This is a genomic window from Pseudoalteromonas sp. NBT06-2 (genome assembly GCF_002276045.1).
In the GTDB taxonomy this organism is placed as follows: domain Bacteria; phylum Pseudomonadota; class Gammaproteobacteria; order Enterobacterales; family Alteromonadaceae; genus Pseudoalteromonas.
On the sequence record NZ_NQMR01000003.1, the window covers coordinates 45,377 to 71,841 of the forward strand.

The window sequence follows — 26,465 nt, forward strand, 5'->3', positions numbered from 1 at the left end:
ATGCCGAACAATTCGCTGAAAAAGTAATCTCGAAAGATCAACAGCCCCTAGTTAACAAATGAAACAATTACTTATACCCAAACCACTTCAAGGTGCAGGATTCAGTTGGAATTAGAAACGCTTTAGGCAAGACATTGATTGCACAGAATGGTTATTACCCTTTTCAAGACAATAACGCAGCTTAAAGCACTTCTAAATCAACCCATAGGGGACTTCTGAGCATGGGTATATTATGTGTAATACTCACTAATCCGTTTGTAACACAAGACTAATACCCGAACTGACTTTTAAACTAAAGTTGCCAGTTTGCCCATTGGCATATGTTGCCGCGGTGATCTTATAATAAGTAAGGCCCTCCCCTGATTCATTATCAATCGATACTCGAGCATTATGGCCTTGACCACCATCATCATTTTCTATAATTTCATTTGTTGCCATCGCTTCAATATATAAATAGCTATCAATATCAGAGATTAAATCAATACTAATGACTGCTCCTTTCTCAGCAGTAAGTATATAGCGAGGATTATCAACTGAAGAACGACTTCTACCCCCAGAATTGAGCCAACTTGCGTTAATAACACCATTAAATTCGGTTGTATCTTTATCTCCTTCTGGCATATCAAATGTTAAATTACCTGTAATTGCAAAATGATCAGAAAGATCATATTTTGTAAATACATCAGCGTGAATACTACGAGGTATCAATACCTTAGAATATGACGTTATCGGTATAAGATGTGCCGTTGAATATAAAACATAATCTAGGTTTTCTTTTGTGCCACTAGTCCAATTATTAACCGCACCGTTAAAGGTGTACTCATACCCCTCCACTCTTGGCACCTCTTGCGCGTTTAGAATATTTAACATTGCGTAATATTCATCAAGATATTTGATCTTATCTACATTAAGATCTCCGGCAATAATTACTGGTTCACTCTCGCTGATGTATTGGTTATCAATAAAGTCACGCATTTGATGGAATTGCTTGGTACGTGTTACTTGATTTTTTTCTTTAGTCCATGCTTGAGTATGGCTACCAAAAATATGATAAGGATTACCACCCTTATTAATTTTCACATACATAACACCTTTTGCAGACATGCAATCTTCTGCATCACAGTCATTGAAAGTAATTTGTGCCTCATTTTCAATCGGCCATCGACTTATAATTACTACACCGCCATCTTCGATAGAGTTCAATTTATCTACCACTTTAGTCTGGTAAGGGTATTCATCTTTTAATGCATTAAGAAAAATCTCGCGGCGGCTATTGTCAAACAATTCAGAGAACACAATAATATCATAACCATTAACTTTGTCTTTAATCTGGTTCAAACGCTCACTGACACTTTTAGAAACAACACCCGGTAATAAGGCCCATACATTATAAGCTAATACATTTAGATTATTATCTAAACCACGCGAAATACTTAATTGCTGAGGGTGAATTACATAATAATAATCATCTCCATTGACACGTGCATATTGGGCTTTAAAAGCGATAGTTGTGTCAACACCTGAAAAGTCTTGACTAACACTATGAATATTTCGATCATTATACCAAGGTGAGTCCTGAGCACCGTGCCAAATATTACTAAAATTCCAAGTACCTGTTAATTTTTGCTTAAGGACAGTATTAGTGCCATCTACTGCCGTAACAGTAGTATCAAAATAATAATCTTTGCCCCATTTAATTCCCGTATCACGATTAGTTTCTAAATAACGAACGGTCGCCAAAGGTGGAACAGACACAGCGTGTTGAAACCAATGCTCACCTTCAACTAGGGCTGAACCACTTTGATTAACAGAAATATCTAATGGTTGGTGGGTATTATTGGTTAAATAGATATAGCTTTGCGTCCAGCTCTGCGCAGAAAATAATAAAATTGTGGTTATTAAAAAAAACTTTAAAAATTTTATAATCATATTTATTACCTTTCGTATTTATTATCTTTTATTTAGATTATGTTACTTTAAAAACATCATTTACTTATCAAAGCCCTTTATTTATTAACCCAAAATTTTCTGGTTAAGTAACAAATCGATACTTTATTAATAAGCATGACATTCAATTATTGATCGTACTTTGAATAACCGAGCCGATTTATTAGCGTTAAACAAGCACAATAATAAAAAGCTTACAGCTTTATATCAATAACATTCTGGACCTAAAAGATAAACAAAAAAATCATTTTATATACAAATAATTTACATTGGGTTTTGTACTAAAGGTCACATACGCTAACCTATAAACAATAAAACAGGCAGCCAAAGAGTAATCATTGAAATTGAAAATAGAATTGAAATTAAAATGTGGGATTAAATTAGTGCTTATAATTAAACTAGGGGCTGTTGATCTTTCAGGGTTAAATTTTTTCGAGATAAAAGCATTTTAGTCGCGGCGAGTCGTGTGTCGCCTAGTCATTCTAAGTAAATACGACTCAACAAAGAATAAAATGCTTTTAGCCGAATCCTTCGGACAGCGTTTGTTGGGCATTTTTACTGCGTTATCGCCTTTTTATGTGGAACAACCACATGACAAAGCCTCTGCCTTGTATAAACGCCCAACAATTCTCTGCAAAAGTAATCTCGAAAGATCAACAGCCCTTAGATATAGTATTGTCTGAATTAGCAGCCAATACTAAAAAGGTAAAAGTTACTTATTTTGTTTTAAAGATTTAACAAGAAAAAATAAACCTCCACTTAATACGACTAAAGAAATGATTTGAGATTGAGATAATTCAAAACCTAATACATCGTATCTTGGGTTGATGCGAATAAACTCTACCATAAAACGATTTACTGCCGACAACATTAAGTACATTGCAAATGTAAAACCAACTGCCGATGCTTTATATTTAAAACAAGCTCGTAATAAAAAGAAGCTGATAAAAGCTAATAGTGTTTCATACATAGGTGTAGGGTAAACGCCTGGAGCCTGAATTAACTGCCCTGCTACGTTGTTATCATAAGTTTGTGTCCAAAACCAATCTGGTAACCAACTAGGTTTAGCTGCCATATTTACTTTTTGTCCCCAGTCACCATCACCTGAAATTTGACAACCAATTCTACCGATACCATAAGCAAGCATTAAATATGGCGCAACGATATCCGTGGTAGGTAATATCGCTATTTTTTTTCTTTTAAGCATAAAAATCGCTGTGATAAACCCTAAAATTAATCCGCCATATATTGAAAATCCACCACGAGAAAATAATTGTTCGGTGATGCCGTATTCTCTAAACTCAAATACATGTAAAAGCTTTGCACCTAACAAACCACCAACAAAAGCATAAAATATTGTGGTTTCAAAGTATTCACCATCTAAATCTTTAAGATTAAGTTGCGCTAATTTTTTTTTGCCAAAATGCAGTGAAATCAATAAAGCTGAAATCACTAATAAGCCAAACATAGGGATAAATTGTGTACCAGTATCAATACCGGTAAAATCCAGTAGAACACTTTCTAAATAAGGATAAGACATGATAATTTCCGTTAATCAAAGCTGGAGATCAGCTCGTTTTAAAGTAGCCTACTTATCGCAAAAAAAATGTCAATATAATCACATGTTTTTATTCTATTAGTTATGAATAAAAGACTTAAAACAGAAGTATAAGTAGAATACACAGCCTTTTGGCTGAAACTTAAAGTATGCATTTCAACTTTGGGTTTGTTTATGACATCGGCATGGTTATTTTCTGACGATATTTTTCCTATAAAATGCCAGTTTAATTTTCCTGTTTTTTTATCTAAAACACAAAATATACCCATGTTACTTCAAAATGCATGTTTCAGAGCTATCTGAGCGAGCCCAATTCAAGGCGTGTTGATGCAGAAAGTAGGCACCTTTCAAAGCAACGCAACGATGAAGTGGGTTTGCTCAGAAACGCCTTCTCGGCGAGTTTAAACAGGGTTTATACCCAAGCCACTTGATAATGCTTGTTTCATAATTTATCAGGTGAGTTAGCACAAGGCACATCATTTTAGGAATGCTTATTGCTTTTCTAACTGATGTAACGTAGTGATTACTTACCTGATAAATTCCCTACGGGCGGGTTTTAAATGGTCAACTACCGCGTTATTTATGTTGATAGGGGAACAACCATTATCTTCTATTAATGCCTTATCTAAATCCTATTTAATTCTCGCTGAAATCGGGCATTTTGAGGTATCATGGGAATATAGTCTATTTATATACTTTTAGTTAATAGTGATTTTTTATTGATACTTACTTAAAAGTATCAATATTAATCTCAGCCTATTTTAATGCATGTGAAGCAAACCTTGACTCTAGAGAAGGTTGATCTATCCGCCTTTCAAGATTTTTACCTAAGGCCTCGTCAATTTCTTCCAGTCGCTGAGCCGGGCTAGGATGTGTAGATTTTAATAGCTCCATAGTGCCTCCAACAGGCGGTTTTTCTGCTAACTTAGTGACTACTTCAGCAATACCTAATGGCGTATAGCCAGATTTTGCCGCTAACATCATACCTACCCGATCGGCTTCATATTCAGATGATTTGTCCAAGCCACGTGCCATAATTTCAGCTCCATTACCAATCAGATTTTGTACAAAATCATCTGCCATACCCGCTTTACCACTCGATTGTGATTTAACCAAGTTAGAGCCTTCATTAACTAAACTACTTTTTCTAATTAAATCAAGGTGATGTTTTTTGGTAATATGTGCAATTTCATGACCTAAAATTGCAGCCAGTTGTGCTTCATTATCTAAACGACGGTATAAACCACTAGTCAGTAAAATATAACCACCCGGTGCAGCAAACGCATTGATACTGTCGCTTTCAATAACGCCAAATACCCAGTCAATATCTGGACGCTCAGACTGTGAAGCTAACCAGCGGCCAATTAGATTGACATAAGACTGTAATTTAGCATCGTCTACTAATTTTGATGCCCCTAATATGCTACCAGCCAGTTGCTTTCCGATCGCACGCTCTTCTTCATAAGTATAACCAGTCCAAAGTGCAGGATTTTTATCTACTTTATCTTTTACTTTTGTGGCGCTATCCACTAAATCACCAAAACTAATAGCGGCAGTATAACCAGAAATTGTTAATGCAGATGCTAGGGTAATTGTTGTTAATAATTTCATTATATTTTCACCTTTTTCAGTTTAGCTTTTTTGGCGAACTTCTTAGCTTTTTTACTTGATACGGCAAGTATCAGAAACTTCTCAAATTCTTTTTTATTAAACTCTGCTGTTGATAATGCATCAGCATCCAGACCTCTGACACCAGTTGAGCTCACCACATTAGCTGAGCCATTACGCCCTGTACCCATACTTGCTGCGGAACTTAATGAACCTTCAGTACTCCTAACACTGGGGAGTGTTTTACGAATATGTAATTTTCGCACCCAACCAGTTGCACCATCAACACTCACTTCTAACCACAAGCCTTTTTTCTTATTAATAACAACTTCTGCACTAGCCGCGATAGAGCTCAGGCTTTTTGCTTTTCGAGAAGGCTTATCGAGCAAATCCATATCTTTGCTGGCAAACTCAGCTTGTGCACCCAATGGTGACAAGACAGCCAGCACAGCAGCCAATAATTTTATCTTTTCAAATTTCAAGTTATATCTCCTTATTAATATGTTCCAACATAGACGGCATTGATTCTGACAAGGCCTTCTCAACAAAATCTTTCCTATTCTTTTCTATCGTATTGCAGCTGATTACGACATCAATTACAGCTTTTTCAGGATGAAGCTTTATAATTACATCTTTTACTTTTCGCATGATTTCTTCGCCTGTTCCCTTAGGCGTAACAGCGTAAAATAGCCCACCATTGGTAGCATAATCGAGTAATAGACCAATTTCTTTATTAAATACGGTATCTGAAAAAGCGATATGAGGACTCGTTTTTTCAATTACTTTTCTCAATTTCACTGCGTTTTTAATGTGATCTTCTTCTACTTTATAGCGGTATGAACCACAAACAAGATCAATCGATGGATGATCTTTATGACCTATTAATAAACGCCCTTCTCGGAGTTGTTGCCTGAAAATCACCTGGCATATACGTGCAGTTGCATAAAATCCAATCGCAAAGTGACTCGCAAAAGTAATATCAGCAAAACTATCCATTGAAAGGATCAAACCTGCCGCAATAAATATTGCAATAAAATCCACACCAATAAAGATTAAATCCAGTAACTTACTACCTAAGCCAAAAATAAATACAATAGTCGCAAATATAAGCATAATGATTAAGAAATATAAACCAATAGATGCATTTAACTCTTCATACCATTGTTTATTAAGTAAATTTTCAACTGCAGTTGCTAAAATCAGCACGCCTGGTGTTTCAGAGTTCATAGGTGTCGGTTTTACCGCGAACAAACCCGGCGCAGACGAACCAATAACAATTACCGCACCAGAGAGATCCTCGATAACTTTTGTGTCTTCATTTTGTAATGCTTTAAATGTCTCAGCAAAGCTAAACTCTTGTATATTTTTTTTAGCTGATAAATAGTTAAGCAATATTTTATTTCTTTTTGGTAATGTACCGCCAGACTGTTTTACCAACTGTGCTGCTAACGTTGGAATTCGGTAACCATGTATATCTAACGCAACGGGATAATGTCTCACAATCCCGTCACCATTCGATAAGTGAGCAAAGTTCGTCATACCAAACTTTTGACTATCGAGCGTTTGAGGCAAAAATGGTAACAAAACAGCTACTTTGTCATCTTTAGCAGATGGTTTTTTACCCATACTAGGTAACATGCCAACCGAAACAGCAGATAGTTTGTCATTATGTGCCGGTAACCTTAATGCAGATAAATAAATATATTCAAGTGAACCAATAACCTCATCAAGATAACTATCACCTTCTATATTTTGTTTATCCGGATCAGTAAATAAAACATCAATACCAACCGCAGCAGGTTCAGCGAGTGAAAGATACTCTAAAAATTCGGCTAAAACAGAGCGTGGCCAAGGCCAGCGACCATATTCATCACTCATTGATGCCAATGTTGCTTCATCAATATCGATAACAACTACTTTTTTTGTTTCATTTTTCGTGGGAAAATAATCTAGTTGATTACTGTATTGCGTGGTTAAATCATATGTTTGATAGCTGGCAGTGCTTGCATTATTAAGTACATATGTTGGGATAATATAAGTGATTGCAAAAATTAAAGCGAGTGCGACATAAAACCAATGTCGGCTAACCAACATAAGTTGGCTGAGCTGATTTTTTAGGGTATTCATATATCTTCCATAATATTGACCTAAATTTGAAACCGTAATTTAGTGTAAAACTTAACACCTGTCAACATCAAAGTTTTATAATTTGTAAAAACATATTAAAAATTAAAATAATAAAAAACATGAACTTACACAATTAAGTTATAAGTTAATTGGAAAAATATGACAGACAAGTAATTAAATCACCTATTTTTATAGTCTAATTTTTATCAAATAAAATTTTAAGACACTTTTATCTTATTGATTATAAATTGCCACCTTTAAGTTCACCACATACCTTATTATCTGATGATTTTTAGCTTAGTTAACTTATATTCCGGGATTTAGATTAGCGTTAACAAGGAGATCTTATTTTTTGGTCGTCAAAATATTTATTAACGAAAAATAATTATTGGGTCATGGCACTCATTAGTAAGCTCTGATCAAGTAAGTATGCGTGTTTGCTTGAGGTTTTTAAAACCAAGCAAACATATTTCTGTGCACTCAGTTCAGTTGTTTATTAATACACACACAAAATTCGTATTATTGGTGTGAATATGCACCCGTCACCCATCTGAATTAAAACTTCGTAGTCAGCCTATTTATAGTATGGCTACAGCTATTAGCTGTTAAGCCTCAGTAATTTTTTAGTTCCAAAGTTAATCTGTCTTTTCGCACCAAAAATTTAATTAAAAAAGCTTCTTCAATTTTGGGCATACTTATTTTTCAACTTTATTAGAATGGTTAAGTTAAAGGTTCAATCAAACCAAGCATCAAACCCTCCAAAACGAAACCTTACTCGTTTATTAAATAGTAGCGATACTCTAAAATTATCGATCAGTGATTTAGCAAATTTATCAGGGAGAAGTATTTCTACTTTTACTCGAGATTTCAAATCAATATACCCAAGCCACTTCAAGATGTGAGGTTCAGGACTGCTGAGCAATTCATGATCTAGGCGCATCTTTGCATTAATGGTTACTCCCTTAAAAAAAGATGGAACAACGAGCATGATTTGCTCAGAAGTCCCTGTAAGGTTGGTTTATAAATACTTTATGCAGCGTTATTGATTTTGAAAAGGGAATAACCATGTTCTTCAATCAATGCCTTGCCTAAAGTATTTCTAATTCCAACTGAATCCTGCATCTTGAAGTGGTTTGGGTATATATGGCATAGCTCCTAAACAATGGTTAAAAAATAAAAGATTAGCTCGTGCTTATGAACAATTGACGAATACAGAATTGACAGTGACACATGTGGCTGCAGATTTAGGTTATGAAAATATATCTCATTTTATTAAATCTTTTAAAGAAAGGTACAAAACAACACCGAAACAATTAAAACAAAATAACTGATTGAAAAACGTCATTTTTGCGTGTTTATGAGTAGTTTACCTTTTCTCTCGTGATTAAATAACCATTGTTAATTAATCAACGGAGTAAAATAATGAGAGTAAGAGTAACTCTTAACTGCCAAGTAAAGCCCGATCAACTTGAAGTATTATTACCTTTTTTAGAAAAAAAATTACCTAATGTTAGAGGGTTTATCGGCTGCATGAGTGTGACTGTTTATTTTGATAAAGAGGCTTCAGAAATGTTACTTGAAGAAGAGTGGCTTAGTATTGAGTATCATCAGACCTATATAAAACATATTGAAAGTAATGGTATATTAGGTGAGCTGGCTTCATATTTAGCGTCAGTTCCAGTGATTAAATATTTTCAAAAAGCAGACCTTTAAGCAGAGTAATATATAACGTGAAAATGGCTGGGGTCACCCATACACTCAAAGAGTTTCATCAACTCTCGTTCTTAAATAAAGCCAGTTTGATCCCAATACAAAATTTTGAGTTTTAGCTAAATTTAGCTTTTTACGGGATGCATACAAACTGGATATTGATAATTGATGTTGGCGACAATACTCAACGATAGTTAAACAGCTAGATTTTTGCTCTTCAATAATAGATTGCCATTGTTCTTGGCTGCATAATTCTATAAGTTACTCCAAGGATTGTTTGGTAATAATTTAAACTAATCGGTGCTCTAGTGTTCGTAAAAGTATTTAGGTAGGCCTAACACTTAGGCGCTTGCTATATGATTATCGAAGTACATTAAATTAATATACTTCGACCTCCTTTTTACTTTTTTATTTACTAATAATTAGTGACCATGCTCTTCTTTTGATGCGACACCTAGCCATGTGGCTTTAGCTGGTACAAAGTTTAAGTCAAAGTGGCCAATAACTTCACCATCATGTAAATCTACTGCTGTTACTTCTTGCTCATGAATAATATAAATTAACTCATGTGCTTTTGAAGCAATAATTGATGGTTTAGCATCTTCGGCTAAATCACTAAATAACGATATACGCTTATCTAATTCCCAATTATTTTCAGCTGAAAATACATTTAAGTATCCAGTATTATCAATAATTAAACTATGTTCATTATGACCATCTAAACCATATGAAATCAAAGAAAGATCTTCTTCAGGTTGCCAATTAAATGAAGTAATTTGCTCAGCCCTTAAATCCACTAAAAATAATCCTGCACGAGAACCTCCAATCATCACATCACTTTCAGCACTGCCTTTTAATGAACCAATACGAACACCTTCAGGCATATCCACTGGATTAGCAATTTTATGCGCTGTAAAAACATTTCCTTTTTGTTCAATAGCAAGTACACCATCACCACATGCAAAAGCAATGTAGTTTTCTGTTTGAAAACTGCCATGTAAAGCAGGACACGTTTCTTCGAATACTTGCTCTTGATGAAAGTGGTCGCCATGAACTTCTAACAAGACAACTTGTTCGGGTAAACTACTTTGTGAACTACTATCACGTAGAGTTGTTAAAACAAAGTCGCCTCTAATTTCAGCAGTGCCATGCATATACGTATCAAAATGATGCTCTGCGATAATAGTTTCTTGCACAATACTTTCATCACTTAATAAACTTAAATTCGCATTTGCGCCAGTTTCTTGATCACCATCAAAAAAGACAGCAGCTTTATCACCTCGCGGTACATAATGCGTCGGCTTAACATCATTTAAGGTAAAATTTTTCAATGTCGGTGCATCAGTATGTTGGTCATAATGATCACCATGTAACTCTTGCCATATTCCTCCGTCAATAAATTCAACGTGATCTACCGAGCGTTGAACAGCAACCGCATAGCGACTCTCTGGACTGGCATATAAATATTCAGCCGGATGCGTAATATTGACCGATTCAACCAGTGTATTGTCTTCTAAATCAAAAAAATGAATAACGGCTTGCTCTGCGTCTGCAATAGCTAAACGTCCTTTCCCTAGCGCGTCATCATGATCATGTCCATCTTCTTTAGGGATTGGTGTCGGCTCTATTTCAGTAATATTGGTATCACTATCACCACAGCCAATTAATGCCGCTGTTGCACATGTCAGTAATAAGATTTTTAATGCAATGGTTTTCATGGTTTTCATGTTTTTCCTTAAAGTTAGATGTTAATAGCCCATATTTACATAGGCATTGAGTACGAATTTAATTAAAATGTGCCGCGTAAGCCAAAAATAATTGAGCGACCAGCTAATGGCGTTAGATCTTTTAAGAAAGAGGTATGCACTTGGGCATATTCATCAGTTAAATTATTAATTTTAAGGTAAGCAGCTAAATCATACTGCGCTTTGTTGAAGTGGTAATTAATGTTGCCATCAACCATAACATAGCTATCTGTGGCACTTTCAAGTTCAGCTGTATGAGTTTGTTCAAAATAATGACTTACAAATAAATCTGCTGAGATAGATTCTCCCTGATAGCTAAACTCTGTAGCAATACGTGCAGGAGGTGTGCGTGGTAACTGTGAACCAGAATCTAAACTTGCACGAATGATATCCCCTTGAACTCGCCACGAAAAGGTGTCTGTGACTTGCCATACAGCTTGCGCTTCGAAACCATGTAAAGTGACATCTTTCGCTGTAAAGGTATATAAAGGTAAAGTATGTGATTCTTCTTCTTCATGATCACCATGATCATGTCCACTGTGATCATGTCCATCACCCGCGGAAAAACCTGTTGCTTGTTCGTAATAATAATCATCTATTTGATTATAAAATGCATTTAAAATAAAACCAAAGTCACCTTTAAATTTACGTAAACTTAAATCAATATTAGTTGCGGTTTCCATTACAATATCTTGTTCAGTTAAACCAAAATACGGTTCATCATCATGCAATGCAAATAAAGCCCCTACTTCATAAGAACGCGTGCCAATATGAGGACCAAATGATAATAGCTCAGATGCAGATGGTGCTCTTTGGGAGTGGGATAAAGACAAGCCCATGTTATAACCATCGGTAAAGTCCCAAACTAAGCCAGCAGATAAACTCATTGGTGTAAATCTATGATCTACTTCAAAGTTTCTAGTATAACCTGCACTTTCATGTTCATTATCATGTGCTGAAAATAATTCAATTTCTGGTAAACGTACTTTTCCTGCTGTAATTTCTGTTTGCTCTATACGCGCACCTAATTGAAATAACACATCTGAAAAATGACGTTCTTCCATCCAAGCAAATGCTATCGATTCTGATTTGGATGGAGGTGTAAACGCTTCAGCTCCGATAGCAGTAAAATCACTTTGCTTATAATGAAAACTAAAACCACCACGCCATTCAAAAATATCTTGATGTAATACTTCAAAGCGCGCTTCTAAAGATTCACTATCAAAAGTAGTACCTATCACTCCTAATTCAACTTCACTATGTTGATAATCTGTATAAGAAAATTTAGTATTCAGTGACTTTATCAATGCGTTATCAAAATTAAGTTCACTCAAAACTTGCCAACGGTTTTGATCTAAATCGGCAAAAACTTGTACATTCTCATCACCATGGCTATGACCTGGAATTCCATATTCCTGTGCTAGATTTTGATAAGAAAAACCGACATAACCATTATTAAGTAAATAACTACTACCTAGTGTAAACCCGCTTGATTGGGCTGCTGAATTATCTACTTCATTTACACCATTTTTTTCTGGTATTTGATAGTTTTCACTCTCTCGATAAAAGCCATCAGCATGCACAGCAACATTATCAATGCCGCTGGTAAAAGATCCTGACACAAGCTGCTGTTCATTATTACTATTATATTCTGCTAACCATTCACCTTTGATATCTGTACTAGTAGGAATTCGTTCATCAACAATATTTACTACACCACCAATCGCACCACTTCCATAAAACAGTGTTGCTGGTCCACGAAGCACCTCTATGCGTTCACTTGTTACTGTTTCAGTTGAAACCGCATGATCTGGACCAACACGAGAAGCATCACCAGCATCTAAACCATTCTGAGTAACTAAAACTCTTGGCCCATCAAGTCCACGAATAATAGGCGTTCCAGCAACACCACCATGAAAATTACTATGTACACCCACTTCTTTACTTAAAGTATCACCCAAAGTATTAGCTTGACGCATACGTAAATTTTCACCATGTAACACAGTAATAGGTAATGCTGATTCAATATTAGAGCTATGAAAAGGTGTGGCACTCACATCAATAATTTCAATGGCAGACTTATCAAGCAATACGTTAACTTGTGCTGTCTTATTATCACTTATATCGAGTGTTATATTTTTATGAGCAAAGTTATTAGCAACAATATGTAATTCATAACGACCAGGCTTTATTTTTAAATTAAATACACCTTCTTCATCAGTGTGTGTCAAAGTATTTGTTCCCATCACTTTTACAGTCGCACCAGCAACAACATCTCCATTATTGCCAATGATTTTTCCTTGTACTTGCTCTGCATAAACCTGATTACTTGCACTAATAGCAAGTAATGCACTCATAATTAGTGATATTTTTTTCATGATGCCTCTTATAAATAAACTTTATTAAACGTGATAATATAACACCTACTAGATGATATGTTATAACATAATGCACATCAACAGATATTGCATCTTTTTATAAAAATCACCAAAAATAAAAAAAATATTCAACTTCACACAAAGCATATATTTAACATACATAACAAGAGTATAAAAAGACCAGAAAATAAATTTTGCTAGCAATGTATGCAGAGTCACGACATTTAGTAACTAGTTACTGCTAAAACTTGAATAGGTTTATAGGTAAGTATACTATCCATACAAGCCATTAAAAAAATAAAGAAATTTGGATTTTACTCTTTCGTCACTCATTTTAACCAACAACTTTTTTGCCAATTAATTCGGTTACTTTAAAGGAGCATGTATGAGTATTGAAGTTTGGATTTCATTCTTATTAACATCAATGATGTTGTGTTTCACTCCTGGCCCTACGGTTTTTATCGTTATTGGCCAATCTTTAAATCACGGGAAAAAATCGGTAATTCCTTTGATTACGGGTGTGCTTTGTGGTGATATCATTGCAATGAGCATATCTTTTGTCGGATTAGGAGCTTTATTGGCAACATCTGCTGTATTATTTAGTGCATTAAAATGGATTGCTGCTGGGTATTTAGTTTATCTTGGATTAAAAGCATGGTTTACTAAACCTCACACGAAAGAACTTGATACAGCTCAGAAAAAAAGTGGAGAAATATTTAAAGAAGCTTTAATTGTTACAGCCTTAAATCCGAAAGGTATCATTTTCTTTATAGCTTTCTTTCCATTATTCATGAATACAAATAATGCCGCATTACCGCAAATGCTAATAATGGGCTTATCATTTTTAGCTACCTCCGTACTTAGTGCTTCTTTTTATTCATTTTTTTCTGGCTATTTGCGTAGCAAAGTTAACTCAATAAAATTCCAGATAATTTTTGATAAAATTAGTGGCTCAATGTTAATCGGTTCAGGAGCTGTTACTGCAACATTACAAAAATCAAGTTAATCGATGTATGTCTTTTTTTCTTTTGAACTTTTCTATATAAAAGAATCGGCCGCAAGCGACCGAGTTTAAAAGAGTCCCAACTGATTTCCGTGAGCTTCTTTTTTATCCTATTCAACCAATTGGTTTTGCAAATATTTTCGAATTATATCTTCTGTTGCATAGCCAATATTTTGAATTATAATTTTCATCGCTTCACGATAAGGCTCAGAAAAAACTTTACGTCGATACTTAGGTATCCACACAAAGTGATACATTAATCTGAAGACATGATGTGAATTTTTTTGAAGTTCCATGTAGTGGATACGCTCTGTAAAACCCCAAGAGATTAAATACCAACATGAGAATGACCCCATACCCAATAATATATCTATCGGCACCTTTTCACTCCAAAATCAAGTGACTTATTGAGAACCAAACTGGAACGCTATGGCCATTAAGAATAGAAATAGCGCAGGTACAAATAACTTGCTCTTGGTGATCTCTCGTTTTATTCTAGTATTCACTGGGCTAGTGTTTATATTGTCTTTGTCTGGGTAACATAAAGTTTCAATTGTTAAGTCAAATACAGCGGCTAAAGCTTTGACCGATTCCTGAGAAGCAGTGCCTGACCTCTCAATACTTTAGATTATTCTTAAGCTAACACCGCAAGCCTCATCCAAATGACTTTGACTCCATACTCTATTCTGTCGTTCTTGCTTTACTCTTTCTGTATTTAGCTGCATACCCACAACCTCTTCCTTACGTTGCCTTTTGTTTCACAGCAGCAAGGAAAAGTATTTATGTATACGTCATATATATGACATTACATATGAGAATGATATGTCGCCAATTGAATATAAAATTAGTTATGAAAATTCTTTAAGAAAAGTGTCCTGATTTAGTTGCGTAGAACATTAGTAACTAAATGATCTATAGATCAACTTCCCGATACTTTCTTTTCATTCGAGTTATAACACTATAATAAGCCCCTTCATTTGAAGGGGCTTAGGCCGTTCACCTAAGTGAACTGACTGCTCGATTTTAAGTCAAATGACTTTAAAATTGGTAAGTATATTGAACAGAAAATTCAGTCCCTTTTTCTTTACTACGCACCAGTACGTTATCAGCTAATATTTCTTGCTCTTCATTTAACAGATTTTTAAGCTTAAATTTAATGCTTGAATTAAAATCTGGAAAATAACTGTAGTTCAAGTCAAGTGAATGGAATGGTTGTTCCATCGCATCTTGTTGCCCTTCTATTCCTGGAATAATAATTCGTTCACCAAATACGTTATAAATTAAAGTTGCAGCATGATTACCATTTGGTGCATCGTAACCTAACTGCATATTGACAACATATTTAGAATGACCAGTTAAACGACGTTTTTCATTCGTGATCGCTGCAGAAACACCTGTTTGTTCCACAATCGCTTGTCTATTTAACTCAATCTCAGAATCACTGACAGTTAAATTACCCGTCATGAAAATATCTTGACCAATACCTTCTAAGAATGAAAAATCTTTCAAAAATTCAAATTCCACACCTGCAACATAACCTGTTTCTGCATTGGCAATTCGAATTAATGGTGGGCCATCTTGACCAGGAGATTGCACTGTCTCAATTGGATCTGTCATATCTTTATAGAACACACCAACAGAGAAGTTTTCACCTGTATCAAAATAGTTTTCATATCTAAAATCGTAATTATTGATAGAGGTTGTACGTAGCCCAGGGGTACCGCCTACAGGATATTCCGTTAGTGGATCGATGTAACTCGCTTTAGTAATTTCACGTAAATCTGGACGAATAACTGTTTGACCAAAGCTTAAACGGTATTGCGTTTCAGCATCTTGTAAATAAGTTAATGCCAAAGCTGGGTAAAGATCATCATTTTGAAAGGCTAACTCTTGATAATCATCATTAGTCGCATCACTATCAAGTACAACTTGACCTGTATAAGGGTCTAATGGCACTGATACTTGGCGGAAATCTTCCCAACGCACACCACCACTAACTCTAAATGTATTATCAAAGAAAAAGTCGGCTTCTAAATAATATGCGTCAATCTTTTGTGCTGATAAATAATCATCACCATCAACTGTAGTGTCATTTAAAATTGTACGGGTTAAAGCTGCGTCTTGGATAACTTCATTTGATAACACATCATTTAACGTATCGCCTTTAAAATCTACATCTTCAAAGGCGCGTGTATTGATATCAAAACGACGGTTGCTCGCTGAACGCTCTTTAGAAATATAATCAGCGCCTGCTTTTAATTCGATTTCAGTTGATTCTAGCGACAGCGGCAGTGTGAAATTATATCCATAATTCTCAACTTCATCATCTAACTGCTGGAATGTATAACGTGCAGCCGTAGTTGAATTTGACAGTGCGGCTTCATTAGATACGTTATAGATCCCATCTAAATTGCTATCAGTCACAATAAAACGCGTATTTATATTGCCAGGTGCATAACGATTTGAACGCCCAATTGAATATTTCCAATCAAAACCTGCATAGTTTAATTCATCAAAAGTATGCATACCTTTAATTTGATTTACGATTAACTCTCTTTCTTCATATGACACATCATAAGAACGAATACGACGATTATCTGATTCATTTACATTTTCTGATATACCTGTTTTATCACGTATCGTATCTTCAGTATCATGTAAAATCATTGAACTTAAATCAACACGATGATTTTTTCGCCACTCGATGCCAAAATTCAGCATGCCAGACCATTTAACCGTATGCTCTGTTGTTTTAACATCATCATAGCCTTGTATCATCGCAGCACTACTTTCACCTAAAACAAACTGCTCACCTTGGTACTCTTTACCAACAAAGTATTCATTATCATAGCTAATTGATGATAAAAAACCGTATCTCCAATCACCAGATTCAGTACTATTACCTAATGTAAAATTCACACTATAATCTGGATTAACATTTACTTTTTTAGGGTCATAGTTCTTATTTAAATCTATTGCTAATTGGCGACTTTCTTCTGTAGTTAAATCATCTAATGATTTACCTGAATCATAGATTGCTTTTATAGAAGCTGGTAATTGACGTGTACCATCATCTAAGCCTTGCCAGTCGTCGTCACCACCTTGATATGCTATGCCATCATCAGAGTTATTTGAATTAGTACCTAATGAACCACTCATATTAAATACAAAATCATTTGGAATTGTTTTAATACGAATATCAACATTTCCACCACCAAAAGAAGCAGGCATAGACGGCGAAAATGATTTTTGTACTGATAAACTTTCAATAATATCTGCTGGAAATAAATCCAAAGGTATAACAGAGCGAGTAGGATCAGGACTTGGTACTGCTGCACTATTTAATTGCGTGCTTGAGTAACGCTCTCCTAAACCACGTACATAAATAAATTTACCATCAACTAATGTTAAACCTGTAACACGACGAAGCGCAGCGGCAGCATCACTATCACCACTGCGTGATATTTGCTCTGCTCCCATAATATCGGCTACAAAAGCTTGTTGTTTACGCTCTTCTAATACAGCAGTTGCAGTGCCTTTTAATCGACTCGCACTGACAACTACTTCTTCTAATACTGTTTCATCTTGTGATTCGATTACTTCATTTGCAAATGCAGTTCCAGCTAATGAAAATAAAACTGCTGTTGATATTGCCGATAAACCGAAGTTAACTGATGTGTTTTTCATTTTTTGCCTCGACGAAATAAGCTAAATTAATTCACTTTATTAATGCCAAACTATTACTAGCTTGGCATACTGTGGGATTAGTCTTATTCCAGACCGACTGTCCAACCAGCTGTCCAATTATTATCTTGTGATACTGCACCTATATGGTTTGTTGTATCAAAGAAACCGTCGATTGCTTTCACATCAGTTGCAACTGTTACATCTGTCGTAAAGATACCATTAACGACATTCTCTTGGCTTTGAGCTACTGTATTACCAAGCACATTACGCCACCAATCGCTTAAGTTAAAATCAATACCTGATGGGTCTTTAAAGCTTTCAGAACATGCAATCACAGAGCTTACAAACTTAATAGTGCCATCTTGTGTATTATTGATAGTTTCACTTTCTGTGAAAGCTGAATCTTTAGGAATACCTTCAAGTTCTAAACACTCCCCCATACCTTCGGCACCCGTTACAACTATATTATACATTTGTGCACCAGTACCTTCTCGGAAGTAAATACCTTCACCTTCATCTTCACCTTTGAAGTTATTACCTATAATCGTCACATTCGCAAGTGTTGGATTTGAACGTGGTGTTTTACCCGGTGCTTTACCATCGTTATCCGCTTCGATACCACGATTTGCATCTGAGTTGTCTGCCGCTTGTTTAACTAATACATGCTGTAATTTACCTTGGAAACCATTATCCCAGTCAATACTGTCATCCTGAATGCTTGTTAATACAAGGTATTTTGCTTGTACTGTACCACCAAAGAATTCCACACCATCATCAGCATTTTGGTGTACTTGAACATACTCAACCGTCGTGCCAGCACCAATTCCACCAAACGTAATACCATTTAATTCGTTACCAGGTGCAACTTCATAACCTGCATTCATAACACGCACATAACGCAAGATACCTGAATTGTCTGATGAGTCTGTTCCACCAAATACTGCACCGGCTTCTACACCTTCAACTTGTAGCGCACATTGCGAGCCATCTGTTGGACATTTATTTGATGGTGCATTACCAAGTAATACCATACCACCCCATTGACCCGCAGAAGTTGATTCACCTAAAACATCTTGCTTAGAAGTAAAGCTAATAGGCTTATCTTGTGACCCATTTGCAATGATTTTTGAATCGCGGCTTACAACGATGTAATCATCACCGTTACGACCATAAACTGTTACACCAGGCTCTATTGTTAAAGTTACTGAATTTTCTTTATCGCCACCAACAAATACTGCACCATCTAGTGCGTAGTAGTTACCCGCTGTTAACGTTAAGTTTGCAGTAATACGACCACTGATTTCACATGTTGTAGTTGAACCATCAATTGGTGAAATTGACTGTGTACCTGCTGGACAACCTGCAGCTTGTGCTGGTGCAGTTACTTCACCGCCACCAAAACCAAATGCCCAACCTTCACGCCAGTCATTTTGTCCGTCTAATGCACCAATAAAATCAACTGAATCAAAGAAAGAATCTACAGTGTTGTTTACATCTTGACCTGCTTCTAATAATGGAGAGCCTGCTAATGGTTCACCGTTTACACCAATCATGGCTTTATCATTAACGCTATTGCCATTTTGTGCTGTAAACCAAGGCTCTAAGTCAAGTAAAACGTTACCATCTGTATCTTTAGGGTTTTTAAAGTTTTCATCGTTAGTACACGCCATAACAGTATTTTCTACTTTGATAAGACCGTTATTAGCATTATTAACTGTTTCACTTTCAGTGAAAGTAGAATTTTTAGGGATGCCTTCAATTTCAAAACACTCACCCATTTCTGATGGACCTGAAATAACGGAGTTATATAAGTGTAAGCCAGTACCTTCGCGTAAATAGATACCTTCTGCTTCATCTTCACCTTTAAAGTTATTACCAACAACAGTTAAGTTAGAAATGATAGGTTGAGATTTAGGATCTTTTGCAGGGTTTTTACCATCGTTATCAGCTTCAATCGCGCGGTTTGCATCTGTAGCGTTTTTATCTTGCTCGATATAAACGAACTGCATTTTACCTTTATAGCCGTTGTCCCAGTCAACATTATCATCATCGTTACTTGTTAAAACTAAGTGCTTAACATTAACAGCGCCACCAAAGAACTCAACACCGTCATCTGAGTTATTATGAACTTGTAAGTAATCAACTGCAGTTTGTGAACCTACACCACCGAACGTAACACCGTTTAATTCGTTACCAGGTGCGATTTCATAACCTGCATTTTTAACAACAACATATTTTAAAGTACCTGAATTATCTTCCCAGTTAGTACCACCGAATACCGCACCAGATTCAACACCTTCAACTTGAAGTGCACAATCACCCTCTGCAGGACATTTATTTGAAGGTGCATTACCCAGTAATACAACACCACCCCACTGACCTGAAGCTGTTGTATCACCCACAACATCTTGTAGAGAAGTCATGATGATAGGGTCATTTTTTGTACCAGTCGCTTCAATTTTTGAACCACGACTTACAACTAAATAATCTTTACCGCTGTTCCCGAATATAACCGCACCAGGATTAATTGTAAGACTTGCACTATCTGCATTATCGTTTCCAACAAATACGGCTCCATCTAGTGCCCAAAATGCATCTGTAGTTAATTCTGTATCAGCTGTAATGCGCCCTGATAAAACTTGAACTGTAACATCTTTACCTAAAGCAGCAGATACCGTTGCTGAAAGACTTGGGCTATGAACCCCAGCTAATACTTTATCCGAACCACCAATTGGTGGAGTAGTCGGTGTAGGTGCTACAACAGTTTCACCTTCAACATTTAAGTTAATATCACCACCACAACCAGCTAGCGATAAAGCACAAGTTAGCATACTTACTTTAAATAATTCAGGACCTTTCATTACCATCTCCACTAAGTGTTAATTTTTTAACTAAATTAATTAATGCAATAAGGTAATTATTTCTTGTGACAGTTAGGTGACGATTTATTAAAGAAAAGATGACAGTTTTATTTTAAATTTATGAAATACAAAATCAAATTTTCTTGATGCATTTTGCAGCATACTGATTTTATAAACCTAGTTCTATGCCCATTTCTTTTTTAATCCTTTCTCGTTTTTCCTCTATTTTTTCAAATTTGAGACATTCTATATTCGCTTCTTTCAAAATAAACCAATATTAAAATAAAGGTATAGCAAGTATAAGAAAGCAAAAAATAATTGATTATTGATTTAAAAACCATTTGATATATACTTAACCAATCAAATGATAGTTCGGAGCAATAATATGAATCAAGCTAATGTTTTTACACCTAGCCAGAAACCTTTGGGCTTTTGGGGAAAAGTCGGCTTTCCTGCTCGCGGCCCAAAGTTACATCAAGCTTTACATGACGGATTTCCATTTGATGTTTATTCTAAGCTTGCTAAATTATCAGGTCTAGATAAATCAGACCTAGCCAGTGCCACTGTGATTGCCAGTGCCACACTGCAACGTAGAGCAAAATCAGGCAAGTTTAACCGAGATGAAAGCGATCGTTTATATCGTTTTGCTGAAGTATTTAAAGCTGCTTTAGATTTATTTGAAGGCAATAATGACAGCGCGTCTCTATGGCTTAAAAGCCAAGTGAGAGGTCTTGGCAATAAACGTCCTGTTGATATGCTTGCAACATCTGCAGAAACTGAAGCGGTGTTGGATTTAATTGGTCGTTTAGAGCATGGTGTTTTTGCGTGAACATATATATTAAGTTTCTTAAAAGCAACACTAAATCAGTATGATCACAGCTTATCGTATCGTAAAAACTAAATGGGCTGATTCTGCTTTTGATGGTGAAGGTGCAAGGCTTTATGGCGGACGTTGGAATAGTAAAGGGCAATCTTGTGTATATTTAGCTAGTTCTGAGTCTCTTGCGATTCTAGAAATACTAGTACATTTAGATAATTCAGATACCTTAGATCATTACACCTTATTTACCGTTGATATTAATCCTGCAGATATCATGGAATTAAACCATGAATTTTTACCTGATTGCTGGCAAGCAGATCCTGCACCTTCAGAGACTGCTGAAATTGGTGACGATTGGCTAAAATCCAATTCTAGTCTCGCCCTAAAAATCCCTTCTACTATCGTCATCAGAGAAGCTAACTATTTAATAAATATTAAACATGTTAACTTTCCAAAAGCTTTATCAACTCACATAAAACTAGATTTTAAGTTTGATAACCGTTTAGTTAAATAAAAGTCAGGCGACTTATCCTGATTTACAAATAAGCTGTTCTCATAGCTTTTGCATTGAGTTGTTCACGTTTTACAAACTTAAGCCATTGTGATGCTAATTTTTTTGCTTTTTTGTGTTTTTCAGCTTGTTCGAACGCCAAAATAGAAGCATCAAAGTTTTCTAAATTATACTGCGCCATACCTAATGCAATATATGAGTTAGACTCCCCATTTTTAAGACCTTTATCTAAGGCTTCACGTGCTGAATCAGCTGCCTCTTCAAACATTTCATTATTTAAATACAGTTCAGCTAATCTTTGATCGTATTCGCCTGTTGGCGTTAATTTTGAAGCTTTATCAAAAAATGTAATCGCTTTTTTATCCTCCTTTGCTTGCATGAAAGACTCTGCAACAAAAGCCAAGTTTTTATTGGTATTTTCAATTAAACCCGTATTTAAACCAGACTCCATTGTTTGCGCAGCTTTAAAAGCTAAACCGTTAAATAAATAAACTTGTGCTAAGTTACGAATATCAGATTTTTTAGTAATAAAACCTTGCTGTTTAGCTGCTTCTAAGATTGCCAACTGTTTAGTTTCTTCACCTAACTCGCCATACATCTTGCCTAATTGCAGCCAATATTCAGGTTTATTAAATAACTTAACCATTTTTTCCAATACGTCAGCAACTTGCTGAGATTTATTTAAAGAGTAATATAAGGCACGTTGTAATACTAACCAATTCTCTTTTGGTATTTGTTGCTTATCTTCAACAAGCGAAATTGCTTGTGAAATGCTTTCAAGTGATGATTGATATTGTTTATCTTGATATAAAGCTTGTGACTTTAATACATAATAAGCATCCGTTTTAGGCTTTGTATTTACTTTATCCCAACGCGCTAAATAAGATGCTACTTTTTTATATTTTCCATCAGCCATAGCCAGTTGCGCTAGGCTAAATAATGTAGAAAGCTTTAATGATTCAGGGACCGCTTCTTGAGCAACAACTAACTCAAAAGCTGCCATAGCTTTTGCTAGATCATTTTGATTGTAATGAATGAAACCATAAAAGTTATACATCATTGCAACTTCATAATCATTCATACTCGATTTTTTACGTTGAATATCATCAAGTGCAGCCAAACCTTTATCAACTTTACCGTCATCTGCTAATTTCTGTGCTCTTGCTAATTGCGAATAAACTTTATTTCTTAACGAAGGTACTTTTTTAGTTTTCACTTCATTGGCAAAAACACTATCAACATTGATACCTGGAATAATCGCGCTGATACTCGGTAAAGTAATAGCAGCAGTAAAATAAGCACTATAGATTAAAGTTGATTTTAATAATTTCATTTGAGCTCTCTCTTATAAAAAGGCGAATGAAAACGCCTATTTATACCTAAATCTACTGATGAGGTTTAGGCATAGATTAATTAACCGCTGATTTGAAAACTAATTTTATTTTGCACACCAGCTACTTCAACAGCTTCACCATTTACAACACGCGGCTTATATTTAAATTTAAGGGCAGCATCCATTGCAGCACGATCAAAAATACCTTGCGGTTTTGCATTTACAACTATTGGCGTTGTCACTGTGCCACTTTTAGTTACCGTAAATTCAACGATAACATAACCTTCAATGCCACGAGATAATGCACGCCTAGGATAGACAGGCGATACTTTGACAATTGGTAAATATTCACCATCACTTGATCCTAAAGATAATCCACTCGCTAAATTAAGATCAGCTTCAATATTGGCACCAAAATCAAAATGACCTGTTTGAGCTTGTGCATTGCTTTGATCCATTTTTGGTGAATTCATAGGTGGTGGTGGCTCTTTAGGTTTTGGGGGCTTTTGCGGTTTACGTTGTTTTTTCTCAACCGCTTGCTCTGTTTTCAAACGCACAAAGTCCAATACATTGCCTTTGGTAGTCTCACTTAGCTGACCATCGCCACTTTGTATTAAAGACTGCATACCCCAAAATAAAGCCAAAGTAATAAATACTGCGATAAAAAATGACACTAAATAACGCATTGTTTTTATCCTCTTGTTATCAACTATGCTTCTTGCGCAGCGATCGATACATCAAAAACACCTGCCGCACGAGCTGCATCCATTACTTTAATTAAAGTATCTGTTGTTGATTTTTTATCTGCTTGGATCACCACTGAACCTTGTGGATTTTCAGCTTTTAAACGCTCGATATTTGCTTGTACTGCACGAATATCTATTTGACGTTTGTTGATCCAAACAACACCTTCATCAGAAATCGCAACAAGTATATTTGCACGTTCTTTTTTCACAGCCGTAGCCGCTTCAGGGCGATTGACATCAATACCAGACTCTTTTACAAAAGTAGCTGTTACAATAAAGAAAATCAGCATGATAAATACAACATCTAGCATCGGTGTCATATTAATTTCTTCGGCTTCATCTTCTTGAAAAATTTGTGCTAATGGTGCTCTCATAATCTTGCTCTCATCACTATGTTGAGTGAAATAATTAGAGCGAGCGTCTCGCTCTAATTAGCTGTCTAAACTGTTTTAATGATCTAAAACCATCTTATCTTCTAACAGTTCTACTTCTCTTTTTACTTTGCGCTGTAAATAAGTAGATGCAAAAACTCCTGATAACGCACCAACCATTCCAGCCATTGTTGGAATTGTCGCTTTTGATACTCCTGAAGCCATAGAACGTGCACTGCCAGTACCAGTAATTGCCATCACATCAAAAACTTCAATCATGCCAGTCACTGTTCCCATCAAACCTAATAATGGGCAAAGCGCGACCATAACGTTTATCATTGGCAAGTTGGCATCAAGTTTCATTGATGCTCTTGATACATTAGCTTGCTTTATTTGTTGCGCATTCCAGCTATTACGTTCTTTACGGCCAAACCAAGTTGCTTGTAATGATTTTTTATACGCTTTAAACCCACCAAATAAGAAAATAAAGCGCTCTAATATAAATAACCACATTGCAAATATCAGCACACCAATGACAACTAATACTTGGCCACCCGTGTCTAAAAATTCACGGATAGCAGTAATAGCATCCAGAATCAGAACCATGATTTACACTCCCTCTTTACTTGGCTCATTAACTTCACTACGTTCAGCAATGATCCCTGCGCTTTGCTCTTGTAAAGTTAATAACAAGCCTTTAGAACGCGTATTTAAAATGGTATAAATAAATACTGTTGGTATCGCTACCACTAAGCCTAATACCGTTGTTACAAGTGCTTGTGAAATACCACCAGCCATCAGTTTAGGATCGCCGGTGCCAAATAAAGTGATAGCTTGGAAGGTATTTATCATTCCGGTTACAGTACCTAATAAACCAAGCAAGGGTGCGACAACAGAGATAATCTTTATTAACGTTAGGTTACGTGTGATCTTTGGCATTTCACGTAAAATTGCTTCACTTAGTTTCAGCTCTAATGTGTCATAAGCAACATGTGGGAATTGGTCTTTCACTTTCATTACGCGACCTAGTGGATTATCATCACGTGCTACTTTATCTTTTAATTGACGACGCATTTTACCACCAATAAAAAACAAAGAAATAAAGCGCTCTAATGAAATCAGTAATGCAATAACACCTACAGCTAAAATCACATAACCCACAATTCCACCTTGATGAACCTGTTCTTCAATTTTAGGGGCTTGAACTAATAGCCCTAAAATCGAACCACCTGTTGGGTCTAAGGTAAAGTCAACAAAACCAGATTTGGCGTCTTGCAATGCTTGGGCACTTGCTAAAAATCGACCCGTTGGTTGGCGGGTTAATTCAGCTAAAGTATTAGTGGTATCGTTGTACTGAAGGTATTTACCATTTGAAATTAAGTTAAAGGCACCAACACGCACCACTTCTTGCCTAATTTTTTCCCCTCCAGCAACAATAACTTCAGACTCAAAGCGTTTCACTTTACCTTGCTCTGTCATTTCACGTTGTAATTCAAACCACACTTTTTCAATGTCTTCAATTGAAGCAAGTTTAGAACTAGCACCCATTTTTTGGGCTAACTCATCCATAAATACGCCACGACCCGGCAGTTCAGCGGATACATTTGATGTGGCAAATTTATTTTTAGTATCGCCCGCAACTTGCTGTAAAACACCAAATAGTTCTTTTAAAGAACCCATTTTTGTATTAAGGGCACCGGTTAGGTTTGCTAATTTAATTTCATTTTCTTCAAATTGTGTTTCTAAAGTTGAAGATTGTTGTAATAGATTATTTCTACTTTGAGTAATTTTTTTTAACTTTGTAGCTTGTTCTGACTGACTAGCAATAAACGCCTTTTCACGAGAAATATTTTCTGCCGCTTGTGCTTTTTGACCTTGGTCTATTGTTTTTAAGAGCTCATCTAGGTTTACTGCTTGCGCATTTGCATAAGTAGCAGTCGCTAGCACACTGGTTAAAATAAGTGATTTGATAAATTTCATTGCTATTTCCCTACTCTGCTACTTGTACTGATAAAAGATGGATATATTGCTTACTAAGCTGTAATTTTTTTCGTAATGAT

At 35.7% G+C, this 26,465-nt stretch carries 23 protein-coding genes; 6 read left to right on the forward strand and 17 right to left on the reverse strand.

The window, feature by feature from the left end; translation table 11 throughout:
• Positions 1–246: 246 nt before the first annotated feature.
• On the reverse strand, positions 247–1,929 hold the full coding sequence (locus CJF42_RS00715) for a sphingomyelin phosphodiesterase (RefSeq protein WP_095364828.1): 1,683 nt from the start codon (positions 1,927–1,929) through the stop codon (positions 247–249).
• Positions 1,930–2,411: 482 nt separating this feature from the next.
• Here CJF42_RS00715 and CJF42_RS28325 point away from each other — a divergent pair, with 482 nt between their 5' ends.
• Positions 2,412–2,630 carry a hypothetical protein gene (locus CJF42_RS28325; protein ID WP_095364829.1) on the forward strand — a complete coding sequence of 73 codons (219 nt, stop codon included), beginning with the start codon at positions 2,412–2,414 and terminating at the stop codon, positions 2,628–2,630.
• A 29-nt stretch (positions 2,631–2,659) separates the two neighbouring features.
• Here CJF42_RS28325 and CJF42_RS00725 read toward each other — a convergent pair whose 3' ends face one another.
• The 5 genes from CJF42_RS00725 to CJF42_RS27095 form a co-directional block, all read right to left on the reverse strand.
• Complete coding sequence (locus CJF42_RS00725) at positions 2,660–3,487, reverse strand: prolipoprotein diacylglyceryl transferase (RefSeq protein WP_095364830.1); 828 nt, start codon at positions 3,485–3,487, stop codon at positions 2,660–2,662.
• A 774-nt stretch (positions 3,488–4,261) separates the two neighbouring features.
• A complete protein-coding gene (locus CJF42_RS00735; RefSeq protein ID WP_095364832.1) occupies positions 4,262–5,116 on the reverse strand; it encodes a M48 family metalloprotease in 855 nt (284 codons plus the stop codon).
• Entirely contained in the window at positions 5,116–5,595 is a 480-nt protein-coding gene (locus CJF42_RS00740; RefSeq protein WP_095364833.1) for an SH3 domain-containing protein, read from the reverse strand. Before CJF42_RS00740 ends, CJF42_RS00735 begins: the two co-directional genes overlap by 1 nt.
• Position 5,596: 1 nt before the next feature.
• Positions 5,597–7,240, reverse strand: a complete 1,644-nt coding sequence (locus CJF42_RS00745; protein ID WP_095364834.1) for a CHASE2 domain-containing protein — start codon at positions 7,238–7,240, stop codon at positions 5,597–5,599.
• Positions 7,241–7,973: 733 nt separating this feature from the next.
• The gene (locus tag CJF42_RS27095) at positions 7,974–8,228 is read right to left on the reverse strand and encodes a hypothetical protein (protein ID WP_170940420.1); all 255 of its coding nucleotides are present in this window, start codon (positions 8,226–8,228) and stop codon (positions 7,974–7,976) included.
• 145 nt (positions 8,229–8,373) lie between these two features.
• On the opposite strand from CJF42_RS27095, the gene CJF42_RS00755 reads away from it, so the two are divergent.
• Together CJF42_RS00755 and CJF42_RS00760 are read left to right on the forward strand one after the other, a co-directional pair.
• Entirely contained in the window at positions 8,374–8,571 is a 198-nt protein-coding gene (locus tag CJF42_RS00755) for a helix-turn-helix domain-containing protein (RefSeq protein WP_212668762.1), read from the forward strand.
• 91 nt (positions 8,572–8,662) lie between these two features.
• Positions 8,663–8,953 (forward strand): putative quinol monooxygenase, encoded by a 291-nt coding sequence (locus tag CJF42_RS00760; protein WP_095364835.1) that lies wholly within the window; start codon positions 8,663–8,665, stop codon positions 8,951–8,953.
• A 45-nt stretch (positions 8,954–8,998) separates the two neighbouring features.
• On the opposite strand, the gene tnpA is transcribed toward CJF42_RS00760, so the two are convergent.
• The 3 genes from tnpA to CJF42_RS00770 all read right to left on the reverse strand — a co-directional run bounded on the left by tnpA (position 8,999) and on the right by CJF42_RS00770 (position 13,073).
• Positions 8,999–9,208 carry an IS66 family insertion sequence element accessory protein TnpA gene (gene tnpA, locus CJF42_RS29455; RefSeq protein ID WP_502694765.1) on the reverse strand — a complete coding sequence of 70 codons (210 nt, stop codon included), beginning with the start codon at positions 9,206–9,208 and terminating at the stop codon, positions 8,999–9,001.
• A 164-nt stretch (positions 9,209–9,372) separates the two neighbouring features.
• Positions 9,373–10,677: a hypothetical protein gene (locus tag CJF42_RS00765; protein WP_095364836.1), complete on the reverse strand. Its 1,305-nt coding sequence runs from the start codon at positions 10,675–10,677 to the stop codon at positions 9,373–9,375.
• A gap of 62 nt (positions 10,678–10,739) precedes the next feature.
• Entirely contained in the window at positions 10,740–13,073 is a 2,334-nt protein-coding gene (locus CJF42_RS00770) for a TonB-dependent receptor (RefSeq protein WP_095364837.1), read from the reverse strand.
• A 385-nt stretch (positions 13,074–13,458) separates the two neighbouring features.
• On the opposite strand from CJF42_RS00770, the gene CJF42_RS00775 reads away from it, so the two are divergent.
• Positions 13,459–14,079, forward strand: a complete 621-nt coding sequence (locus CJF42_RS00775; RefSeq protein WP_095364838.1) for a LysE family translocator — start codon at positions 13,459–13,461, stop codon at positions 14,077–14,079.
• A 107-nt stretch (positions 14,080–14,186) separates the two neighbouring features.
• Here CJF42_RS00775 and CJF42_RS00780 read toward each other — a convergent pair whose 3' ends face one another.
• From CJF42_RS00780 to CJF42_RS00790, 3 genes are all read right to left on the reverse strand, one after another.
• Positions 14,187–14,456, reverse strand: coding sequence for a transposase (locus CJF42_RS00780; RefSeq protein WP_252097490.1), 270 nt, complete (start codon positions 14,454–14,456; stop codon positions 14,187–14,189).
• A 658-nt stretch (positions 14,457–15,114) separates the two neighbouring features.
• Positions 15,115–17,763 (reverse strand): TonB-dependent receptor domain-containing protein, encoded by a 2,649-nt coding sequence (locus tag CJF42_RS00785; protein WP_095364839.1) that lies wholly within the window; start codon positions 17,761–17,763, stop codon positions 15,115–15,117.
• Between the two features lie 83 nt (positions 17,764–17,846).
• Entirely contained in the window at positions 17,847–20,624 is a 2,778-nt protein-coding gene (locus CJF42_RS00790; protein ID WP_095364840.1) for a beta-helix domain-containing protein, read from the reverse strand.
• 385 nt (positions 20,625–21,009) lie between these two features.
• Between CJF42_RS00790 and CJF42_RS00795 the strand changes: the two genes are divergently transcribed.
• Together CJF42_RS00795 and CJF42_RS00800 are read left to right on the forward strand one after the other, a co-directional pair.
• A complete protein-coding gene (locus tag CJF42_RS00795) occupies positions 21,010–21,453 on the forward strand; it encodes an Xre family toxin-antitoxin system antitoxin (RefSeq protein ID WP_095364841.1) in 444 nt (147 codons plus the stop codon).
• A 40-nt stretch (positions 21,454–21,493) separates the two neighbouring features.
• Positions 21,494–21,958, forward strand: coding sequence for an RES family NAD+ phosphorylase (locus tag CJF42_RS00800; RefSeq protein WP_095364842.1), 465 nt, complete (start codon positions 21,494–21,496; stop codon positions 21,956–21,958).
• Positions 21,959–21,980: 22 nt separating this feature from the next.
• Here the strand turns inward: CJF42_RS00800 and CJF42_RS00805 are convergent, their stop codons facing one another.
• The 5 genes from CJF42_RS00805 to CJF42_RS00825 form a co-directional block, all read right to left on the reverse strand.
• Complete coding sequence (locus CJF42_RS00805) at positions 21,981–23,288, reverse strand: tetratricopeptide repeat protein (RefSeq protein ID WP_095364843.1); 1,308 nt, start codon at positions 23,286–23,288, stop codon at positions 21,981–21,983.
• Between the two features lie 80 nt (positions 23,289–23,368).
• Positions 23,369–23,974 carry an energy transducer TonB gene (locus CJF42_RS00810; protein WP_095364844.1) on the reverse strand — a complete coding sequence of 202 codons (606 nt, stop codon included), beginning with the start codon at positions 23,972–23,974 and terminating at the stop codon, positions 23,369–23,371.
• Between the two features lie 23 nt (positions 23,975–23,997).
• Entirely contained in the window at positions 23,998–24,408 is a 411-nt protein-coding gene (locus CJF42_RS00815) for an ExbD/TolR family protein (RefSeq protein WP_095364845.1), read from the reverse strand.
• Positions 24,409–24,483: 75 nt separating this feature from the next.
• Entirely contained in the window at positions 24,484–25,011 is a 528-nt protein-coding gene (locus CJF42_RS00820; protein ID WP_095364846.1) for a MotA/TolQ/ExbB proton channel family protein, read from the reverse strand.
• A 3-nt stretch (positions 25,012–25,014) separates the two neighbouring features.
• On the reverse strand, positions 25,015–26,385 hold the full coding sequence (locus CJF42_RS00825; protein ID WP_095364847.1) for a MotA/TolQ/ExbB proton channel family protein: 1,371 nt from the start codon (positions 26,383–26,385) through the stop codon (positions 25,015–25,017).
• Positions 26,386–26,465 lie beyond the last annotated feature (80 nt).